This window comes from Jatrophihabitans sp., from assembly GCF_036389215.1.
GTDB lineage: Bacteria > Actinomycetota > Actinomycetes > Mycobacteriales > Jatrophihabitantaceae > Jatrophihabitans_A.
In genome coordinates this window covers 17,426-27,131 of the sequence record NZ_DASVQG010000060.1, presented here as the reverse complement: position 1 = coordinate 27,131, position 9,706 = coordinate 17,426, and the positions used below count along the sequence as shown (strand labels likewise).

2 protein-coding genes are annotated in these 9,706 nt (G+C 70.9%); both read right to left on the bottom strand.

The window, feature by feature from the left end:
* On the bottom strand, positions 1 to 3,380 hold a 3,380-nt coding region (locus tag VF542_RS02700; RefSeq protein ID WP_408650169.1), incomplete at its 3' end, for a type I polyketide synthase.
* Positions 3,374 to 9,547 carry a beta-ketoacyl synthase N-terminal-like domain-containing protein gene (locus VF542_RS02695; protein ID WP_408650168.1) on the bottom strand — a complete coding sequence of 2,058 codons (6,174 nt, stop codon included), beginning with the start codon at positions 9,545 to 9,547 and terminating at the stop codon, positions 3,374 to 3,376. The genes VF542_RS02700 and VF542_RS02695, both read right to left, overlap by 7 nt.
* Positions 9,548 to 9,706 lie beyond the last annotated feature (159 nt).

Below are 9,706 nucleotides of genomic sequence, written 5' to 3'. Positions count from 1 at the left end.
GCATCCTCGGAGTCCAGCAGCCAGCAGTCCAGCGTCGTGGTGTCCGCGCGGCGCTGGACGGCCAGGGACACCACGGTGTCCAGCGCACCTGCCTTGAACTCGTCCAGCCCGGTCAGCGCGCTGCCGCCCGCAACCTGCTGGCAGGTCCGCAGGATGCGGGCCAGCTCGGAGTTCGCGGGCTCGTCCTCCGCAGCTGCCGGCAGGGCGAGGATCTCGGCGTGCGTGCCGCGGCCGTGGCCTCCGCAACTGGTGTCCTCGTTCAGCATGCCGAGGCCGACGGTGGCGACCAGCTGCCATTGCGCGCCCGCGGCGGCCTGTTCGGCCGAGGCGCTCCTGATCACGACCCGGTGCTGGTCGCCCTCGACCTCCACCGAGGTCTGGATCAGAGCCGGGTAGGCGGCGGCCGCTGCCGGGGCCTGGTGCACCTCGACCTGTTCGAAGTCGATCCGGCCACCCACCAGCAAGCCGGCCAGGCCGGCGGCCCGAGCGGCCCGCGACAGCACCCAGCCGAGCTTCTCCTCGGCGTCCAGCGGCGCGGCCAGGCTGTCCTGCCAGGTGGGGGTGGCGGAGTTGAGGTGCTGGCCGAGCCCGTCCTCGCTCGGGCCGGTGCCGGCCGGGGAGGTTATGGGCTTGAACCAGTAGCGCTCCCGTTCCCACGGGTAGGTCGGCAGGCTGGCGTGCCGGACCGCCACGCCGGCGTGCACCGGCGCCCAGTCGAGGTTCAGCCCGCGCAGGTAGAGCGCCGCCAGCGAGCTCATCGTCGCGGCCCGGTCATCAGCTCCCCGTCGCAGCGGCGCGGTCCACAGCTGGCCGTCGACCTGCTCGGCCGGAATGCAGCGCTGTCCCAGCCCGGTCAGCACCGGATGCGGGCCCACCTCGACGAAGATCCCGCAACCGTCGGCATTGAGGGTGTCCACGGCATCGGCGAATCGCACCGTGCCGCGGGCCTGGCCGATCCAGTATTCCGTTGTGCCGCAGCGCTCGTCCCACCATTGACCGGTCACGCTGGAGATCAGGCCGAGTTCAGGTGCCCGCAGCTGGATGCCGGCGATCTCGGCCCGGAACTCCTCCAGCATCGGATCCAGCAGCGGCGAGTGGAAGGCGTGCGAGACGGTCAGCGGAGTGATCCTCATGTCGGCGGCGGCCAAGGCCTTGGCAAGCACCGAGATCTGCTCCGCGGCCCCCGACAGAACCAGGTCCGACGGGCTGTTCACCGCTGCGACGGCCACGCTCGCGGGCAGCTCGCCGACGATCTCGGTGAGCTTGGCCTGGCTGGTCGACACCGCCAGCATCGCGCCGCCGGAGGGCAGCGCCGACATCAGCCGGCCCCGGGCCGCCACCAGCCGGGTCGCGTCCGGCAGCGTCAGCACGCCGGCGACCGTGGCAGCGACGATCTCACCGATCGAGTGGCCGACCAGGGCGGCCGGCCGCAGCCCGGTGCTGCTCAGCAGCATCGCCATGGCGTACTCGACGGTGAACAGGGCCGGCTGGGTGTACGCGGTGTCGTTGAGCCGCTCGGTCTCGGTGCCCCAGATCACCTCGGCCAGCGGCACGTCCAGATGCTGATCGAACAGCTCGGCACAGTTGCGGGCGGCCTCGGCGAACGCCGGGATGTCCAGCAGTCCGGCGGCCATCCGCGGGTACTGCGCGCCTTGGCCGGTGAACAACCAGGCGCTGCGGAGCTGGTGGTGAGCAGCCCGCTCGACCGGGTTGAGGGCACTATTGGACGTGCCGTCAAGGTAATCGCCGAGACCGGTGGCCAGTTCCTCGGTACTGGCGCCGACGACGGACAGGCTGCGGCTCAGCCGGGCCCGGCCGGTCTGGCTGGTCCAGCACAGGTCGGCCACCGCGGTGTCGGTCTGTTGCAGCAGCCCGCGATAGCGTTCGGCGAGCTGGTGCAAGGCCGCCGGGGTGCGTGCCGAGAGCAGCAGCGCCTCGGCTCGCTCGGGCAGGTCGGCGCGCGCTTCGGGCGCCGGGGCCTCGCGCACGATGGTGTGAGCGTTGGTGCCGCTGGCGCCGAAACTGCTGATCGCCGCGATCCGTGGTCGTTGCGACGGGCTCCAGTCCCGTACCGCGGTAGGGATGGTGACCGCCAGCCGGTCCCAATCCACCTTCGAGTTGCCCGAGTTCAGGTGCAGGTTGGGCGGGATCTCGGCGTGGCTCAGTGACAGCAGGACCTTGGTCAGCCCCGCGATGCCCGCAGCCGGCTCCAGGTGGCCGATGTTGCTCTTGACCGAACCCACGACCACCGGCGACTGCGCCGGCCGGTCACCGTAGACCGCATGGATCGAGCGCAACTCGATCGGATCCCCCAGCGCGGTACCGGTTCCGTGCGCCTCCACGTAGTCGATGTCAGCTGGCGCCAGGCCGGCGTCCAGCAGCGCCGAGCGCATCAACTGCTGCTGGGACTCGGGATTGGGAACCGTCATGCCGCTGCTGCGGCCGTCGTGGTTGACCGAGGATCCGGCGACCAGGCCATGGATCACCCGGCGCTGGGCGAGCGCATCGCTGAGCCGCTGCAGTGCGATGATGCCGCCACCCTCGCCGCGGGCATAGCCGTCAGCCGAATCGTCGAAGGTCTTGCACCGACCGTCGGCCGCCAGGGCCCGGAACTTGCTCATCAGGACGAATCCGTACGGGTCCAGCAGCATGTTGACGCCCCCGGCCAGCGCCAGGTCGGTCTCACCCAGCCGCAGCGACCGAACCGCCTGGTGCAGCGCGACCAGCGAGGACGAGCAAGCGGTGTCGATGACGCAGCTCGGCCCTTGCAGGCCCAGGGTGTAGGAGATCCGGCCCGCGATGAAGCTCGGCTCACCGATCAGCTGGTAGGCATCGACGTCACGCTGGTCGCCGATGCGCTGGCGCATCCGGACGTAGTCGGTGGTGCTGACCCCGATGAACACCCCGGTCGGGCTGTCGGTCAACCGATCCGGCGCGATGCCGGCGTCCTCGAGAGCCTCCCAGCACAGCTCCAGCGCCATCCGTTGCTGCGGGTCCATACCGGTGGCCTCGCGTGGCGAGATGCCGAAGACGGCGGGGTCGAATCCATCGATCTGGTCGAGGAATCCGCCGCGCATGACGTAGGCCGTGCCAGGGTGTTCCGGGTCGGGATGGAGGTAGCCGGCCGCGTCGGCGCGCTCGGCAGGAAACTCGGTGGTCGCGTCGATTCCGTCGTGCAGCAGCGGCCACCAGGACTCAGGACTGGTGGCGCCACCGGGCATCCGCAGCGCTCGCCCGACGATCGCTATCGGCTCGGCAGTGCCGGCCGGCCTGACCTTGCGCTCGGCCACCAACTGCTCCTGCAGCAGGTTGATCGTGCGCAGCGCCTCGATCAGCTGCGCCCTGCCGGCGGTGGCGGGGTGCTCATCCATCATTACCATTGCGAAGCCTCCTGAAGCAGGTTGCGTGCCGAGGCAGTGGCCTGCGAGAGCAGCGCCAGCAGCTCATCGTCGGAGGCCTCGGCAGCCGTAGTGTCGTCAGCCGTAGTGTCGTCAGCGGTGGTGTCGTCAGCGGTGGTGTCGTCAGCGGGGGCGGAGCGGGGCGCCGGGTGGCCAGGCCGGCCGAACGCAGCGCGCTCGGGCTCGGCGGCAGGCTCGGCGGCCGGTGCCGCTCGCGGTCCGAGCAGCTCGGCCAGGTGCTTGGCCACCTTGCGCGGGGTCGGCAGCTCGAAGGTGAGGGTGACCGGCAGCTCGGTGTCGGTGTCGTTCTCCAGCCGGGTCTTCAGCGATACCGCGATGATCGAGTCCATCCCGAGATCGAAGAAGCCGGTGTCGGGATCGAGTTCTCGGGCGTCCAGACCCAGCACGGCGCCGGTTGCCGCAAGCACGAGATCCAGCAACCGCTCCGAGCGCCGTGCCGGGTTCAGCGCCTGCAGTTCGGTCAGCACCGCGCTCTGCCCGCCCTCGCCAGCGCCGCCGGTGCCGAGCTCCTCCAGCAGCGCCCGGGGGGCCAGCCGCTGGCAGACGCTGACGTAGCGTTCGACGTCCACCACGCCGGCGCTGAGCTCGGTACCGGCCGGTGCCGACATCGCGAAGTCGAGTAGGTCGGTCACCTGCTGCGGTGTGAGCTGGCCGATGCCGCTGTCTGCCTGCAACATCGACGTCCCCGCAGTCGCGCCCGGATGCTCGCGTGGCAGCAGCGACAGCACCCGGGCGGTCCGGCGCAGCTCTGGATGCTGTCGCAGCACGGCTCGCTCGCGGGCCCGGCGCGCGCCGGATGCCGCCGCACCCAGCGCGCCCCAGTCGCCGGCGGCGTCGGTGAGCAACAGGACCAGGCCGGGAATCCTGGCCACTGCGTCACCGGCTGCCGCCGCATCGGTGCCGGCTGGCGTCTCGAGGCCCAGCCGGTCGATCGCCGCGGCCAGCAACTCCCCTGCCGGCCGGTGTGACTGTTCGGCCGGGTTGCTGTCTCGCACCGTGACCGGCGGATCCCGGTGCTCGGCGCAGTACACCAGGCCACCGAACCGGCCGGTGCCGGCCAGCTCCGCGAGCTGATCCAGCCAGCCGCTCTCATCGGCTACCTGCTGAACGGTCAGCGCGGCGTTCTCCGGCACCAGCGTGGCCACCGGCTCGTCCAGATGCACCAGCGCGCCAGCGGCACCCTTGCCCGCCAGCCAGCGCAGCACCGGCTGCACCGTCAGCAGATCCGGCCCGTGGACCGCGAATTGCCGGTCCTGCAACGTGTTCGGTTCGGCATCCGGGGCGTCGAGCCGGCGGCGGATGCGGCGGCCGTAGCACTGTGCGCCAGCCAGGTGCAGCTGGTCGCCGGCCTGCTCGCTCAGCAGCGCGGTGGCCACCGTCTCCACCGCAACGCCGGGCTCGGCCAGGTCGATCAACCGGCCCCAGCGACGGGACAGCTCGGTGGCGAGCACCGCTCCGACCGCCCAGGCGGCCGCCTGGTCAGGGCGGGCCGCGGTGCCGGCATCGAGCTGGTGCGCTGCCCGGGTGAGCAGATGCGCCTTGCCCAGGGTGCCCGGGAATCGTTGCACGGCCTGGCCGAACAGCATCGTCAGCAGTTCGGCGTCGGAGCGCTCCGGCACCATCAGCAGCGCGTTGATCGCGCCGCCGGCGGCCGCGGCAGCCAGCGCCGAGGTCCACCTCGCCGGATCCTGCCCAGGCAGGTCGGCGAGCTGGACGTCCTGGCCTGACGATTCCAGCCGGCTGGCCAGCTCCTGGGCCAGCGGTGCCTGCGGGTCGCTGAAGATCAGCCAGCGGTCCCCGGGTGTGCCGGTCGATGCGGCGAGGTCCATCGGCTGCCACTCGTGGCTGAACAGCAGGTGCCGGACGGGGCTCAGTCCCTCGGCGGGCTGCTGCGGTGTCTCGACAGCGCTGGCAGGCCGCACGGTCTCGGCCTGGGTGCTCGCCGGGATCGCCGGCGGCGCGGCGGGTTCGGTGTGCGAGGTGAACCAGTAGTCGCGCCGTTGCCATGGATAGGCAGGAAGGGAGATCCGGCGGCCGGTCTCGGCGATGATGCCGCGCCAGCTGACCGGATAACCGGCTACGAAGCTGTGCGCCTGAAGCCATGACCAGCCGGCCGTCGCGACGCAGGGCGGCACGACCTGCAGGACCACGCTGTCGTTCTGATCTTGTTGCGGCGCCGCGTGCTCGGCTTCGTGATCCTCGGTCGGGCCGGCGTGCAAGGCCCGCTCGACCGCGGCGGCCAGCGAGATCTCGCCCCGGGCCCAGGCCGCGGCCTGCGCACCGACGCCCTCGCCGATCGCACCGGTCTGGTGCATACCCAGGCGTCGCCAGATCGACGACCAACCGACCTGCGCGCGCAAGGTTGCCACCCGCTCCCGCTGGGTGCTGGACAACTCACGGGACAGCTTCGGGGTGAGGCTGTCGATCTCGGCGGCGGCCTCGTTGCCGGTCAGCCGCAACTCGTCGGACAGGTAGGCCCAATCCGCTCCGAGATAGGCTTCGGCCCGGAATCGGAAGCAGATACCGGACGCCTCGGTCACAGGCCGGCCACCGATGACGAGGTCAGGATGCGGGTGGTCGGCCGCAAGGGCCCGCAGGGCGTGCTGGGCGGCTGCCGAGTCCTCAGCCAGGATCACCGCCCGGTGGCGGTAGGTGCTGCGGGTCCGGGCCAGCGTGTAGGCCAGGTCGCCGAGTTGAGCGCCACCGGCCAGCACGGTGGCAAGTTGTGCCGCGTGCTGGCGCAAGGCGGCCGGGGTGTCGGCGGAGAGCGCCAGTGCGGTCTCGGGCTCGGTGCTGCTGGCCGGGCCGGCCGCTGCCGCTGCTACCGGTGACTGGCCGAGGACGACGTGAGCGTTGCTGCCGGTGAAGCCGAAGGCGCTCACCCCGGCCAGCCGTACCTGCCCGCGTGGCCAGCCGATGGCCTGCTCGGCCAGCCGGATCCCGAGTTCCTGCCAGTTCACCCGGCCGGTGGCCGGTCCGGTGAGGTGGTGCGGCGGGATCTGGTCGCGGTGAACGGACAGTGCCGCCTTGATCAGGCCGACCATGCCGGCCGCCGCCTCCAGATGACCGACCAGTGACTTCACCGACCCGACATGGACCGCCCGGTCAGGATCAGGACGTAGCGCCTTGCTCAGCGCCTGCAGCTCGATCGGGTCACCGAGCGGGGTGCCGGTGCCGTGCGCCTCGACGTAGCCGACATCGGCGGGCCGCACGCCTGCCGACTCCAGGGCGGCGGCCACCACCGCGGTCTGGGCAGCCGCGTTGGGCACCGTGAAACCACCGCTGGCCCCGTCGGAGTTCAAGGCGCTGCCCAGCACGGTCGCGTAGATCTGGTCGCCGTCGGCAACCGCCTTGTCCAGTCTTTTCAGGATGATGACCCCGGCGCCTTCGCCGCGGCCATATCCGTCAGCTGCCTCGGAGAACGTCTTGCAGTGCCCGTCGGCGGCAAGCGCACCGCCGCGCGCCATGGAGATGGACACCGTCGGGCCGCTGATGACGTTCACGCCCCCGACCACTGCGGCGTCACAGTCGCCGGAGCGCAATGCCTGGCCTGCCAGGTGGACGGCCGTCAGCGAGGACGAGCACGCGGTGTCCACGCTCAGGCACGGGCCTCCCAGGTTCAGAGCGTAGGCGAGCCGACCGGGGGTGCCTGCGAAGCAGTTACCGGTACCGAAGTAGACGTCGACGTCGGACTGCTCGCGGGTCAGCCGCTGCTGGTAGTCGGTGGTGTTCATCCCGACGTACACGCCGGTCCGGCCGGCCAGCCGGCTGCCGACCACGATGCCGGCATCTGCCAGGGCCTCCGAGGCGACCTCCAGGAACAGCCGCTGCTGCGGATCGATCCGCTCCGCTTCCATCGGCGAGATCTTGAAGTAGCCGGCGTCGAATCTCTCGACATCGTCGAGGTATCCACCCTTGCTCGGCACTCCGGCCGGCGCCGTGCTCCAGCCGTCGCGCTCGCGGCGGTGCTCCGGGATGTCGCGTACCTGGACCGCGCCGTCGAGGATGAGTTGCCAGAAGGCCTCGATGGTGCTGGCGCCGGGTACCCGGCACGCCATGCCAACGATTGCCAGTGAATCGGGGTGCCTGCTGCCGGCCGACGACGCGGTGGCCGGTGCCAGATCGGCGCTGGACACTGGGTGAACGGTCGGCACGGCCTCCACAGCCGGCACGGCCTCCACGGCCGGCACGGGCTCCACGGCCGGCACGGGCTCCACGGCCGGCACGGTCGGTGCGGCCTCGACAACCGGCACGGACTCCACGACCCGTGCGGCCCCTCCGGCCGGTGCGGTGGCGCTTGATGATGCCGATTCTGCTGACGGGGAACCGGATGCGTCGGGACCGCTCAGGCCGGCGAAGTGGGTGATGAGATCTTCCACCCGTGGGCAGAGATAGATCAGCGTCGGGTCCTTGGGCGTGCCGAAGGTGCTGGACAGCAAGCTCGCCAACTCGACCGCCGTGATCGAGGTGATCCCCTGATCCAGCAGCGGTCGCTGAGCGGGTACCGGCTTGGCCTCGCTCAACCCCAGCACCTGCCGGACCGCCGCGTGCACCCGATCCCGGATGCCGTCCAGATCCACCGCAGCGCTCGGCACCGCAACACTGCTGGTGGCGGCCTGATCGGTGCTGCCGGGCGCTTGGACGGCAACCGGCGCCTGCACGGCAACGGCCGGTCCAGCAACGGCAAGCTCGCCCTTGCCTACCGTCACCGGTGCGACGGTTGCCACCGCGGCGCCACCGGAACGGCCCTGCTCGCCGGGCCGCACGCCGGCCAACCAGTGCTGGTCACCGGACCACTCCCTCGGCTCTGGCCGGTCACCGCCGGCACCCGCGGCGGGCGTGGTCACCGGCGGTTGGCTGACCACCACGTGCACGTTGGTTCCGCTGAGGCCGAAGGCACTCACCCCGGCACGCCGGGGACGGTCCTCGACCGTCGTCAGCCGGGTGGCTTCAGTGGGTACCCGAAGATCGCTGGCCGCCCAGTCGAAGTGCGGAGTCAGCTCGCCCAGAGCGGGTTGGGGTGGCACCAGCCCGTCCCGGACGACGGTGATCGCCTTGAGCAGACCGAGGATTCCGGCAGCCGAGTCCAGATGACCGAAGACGGCCTTGTGCGAACCCACCAGGACCGGGTCCGCTCCCGCGGCGTCGCGGCCGAAGACGTCCTGCAGTGCCGCCAGTTCGATGGGGTCGCCGAGCGGTGTGCCGGTGGCATGGGCCTCCAGGTACCCGATCTCCTCCGGCGCGATGCCGGCGCTGTGCAAGGCTTGGCGGACCAGCCGGGCTTGCGCGGCCGCATTGGGAACGGTCAGGCCGGCGCTGTGACCGTCGTGGTTGACGGCGCTGCCGTTGATCACGGCGATGATCTCGTCGCCGTCGCGCTCGGCGTCAGCCAGCCGCTTGAGCAGTATCAGCGCGCAACCCTCGCCCCGCACCACTCCGTCGGCGGCGGCGCTGAACGGAGCTGACCGTCCGGTGGGTGACACCGCACCGACCTGGGACATGAACACGGTGAGTTCGGGCGCGACCAGCAGGTTCACCCCACCGGCGAGCGCCGCGTCGCACTCGCCGGCGCGCAAGCTCTGGCAGGCCAGGTGCACCGCGAGCAGCGAGGATGAGCAGGCCGTCGTGATGGTCATGACCGGGCCGTGCAGGTCGAAGCTGTAGGCGACCCGGCCGGCTCCGAAGCTGAATTCCTTGCCGGTGGCGTAGAACGGGTCGATACCCGTGGTACCGCGGGTCTTGCTGTGCAGCACAAGATAGTCACTGGCCAGCACGCCGGTGAAGACGCCGGTGGAACTGCCGGCCCAGTGGGCCTGCGGATAGCCGGCCCCGTTCAGCGCTTCCCAGGCCACTTCCAGGAGCACCCGCTGCTGCGGGTCCATCTCCCGCGCCTCTCGCGGGGAGATACCGAAGAAGTCCGCGTCGAACCGCTGGATGTCGCTCAGGAAAGCACCCACATGGCTGCGCGTGGTCCCCCGCGATTGCATGGTCTCGTCGTAGAACTGCCGACCCCACCGGTCCGCCGGAACGTCCTGCAGGACCGGCTCGCCGCGGTGCAGCACTCGGGTCAGGCCGGCCAGGTCGCGAATGCCACCTGGCAGCCGGCAGCCGACGCTGACGACAGCCACCGGTTCGACGGTCGGACGAGTTGCTGTCGACGTTTCTGGCTCTGAACGCATGGGAATCCTTCCGGATCGTGAGGGCCTGGGATGGCAGGCCTTGCCGAAGCTCCAGGTTTCATCAAGCTATGACTTCCTCACTTGATGAACTCTACGGAAGTTGAGTTT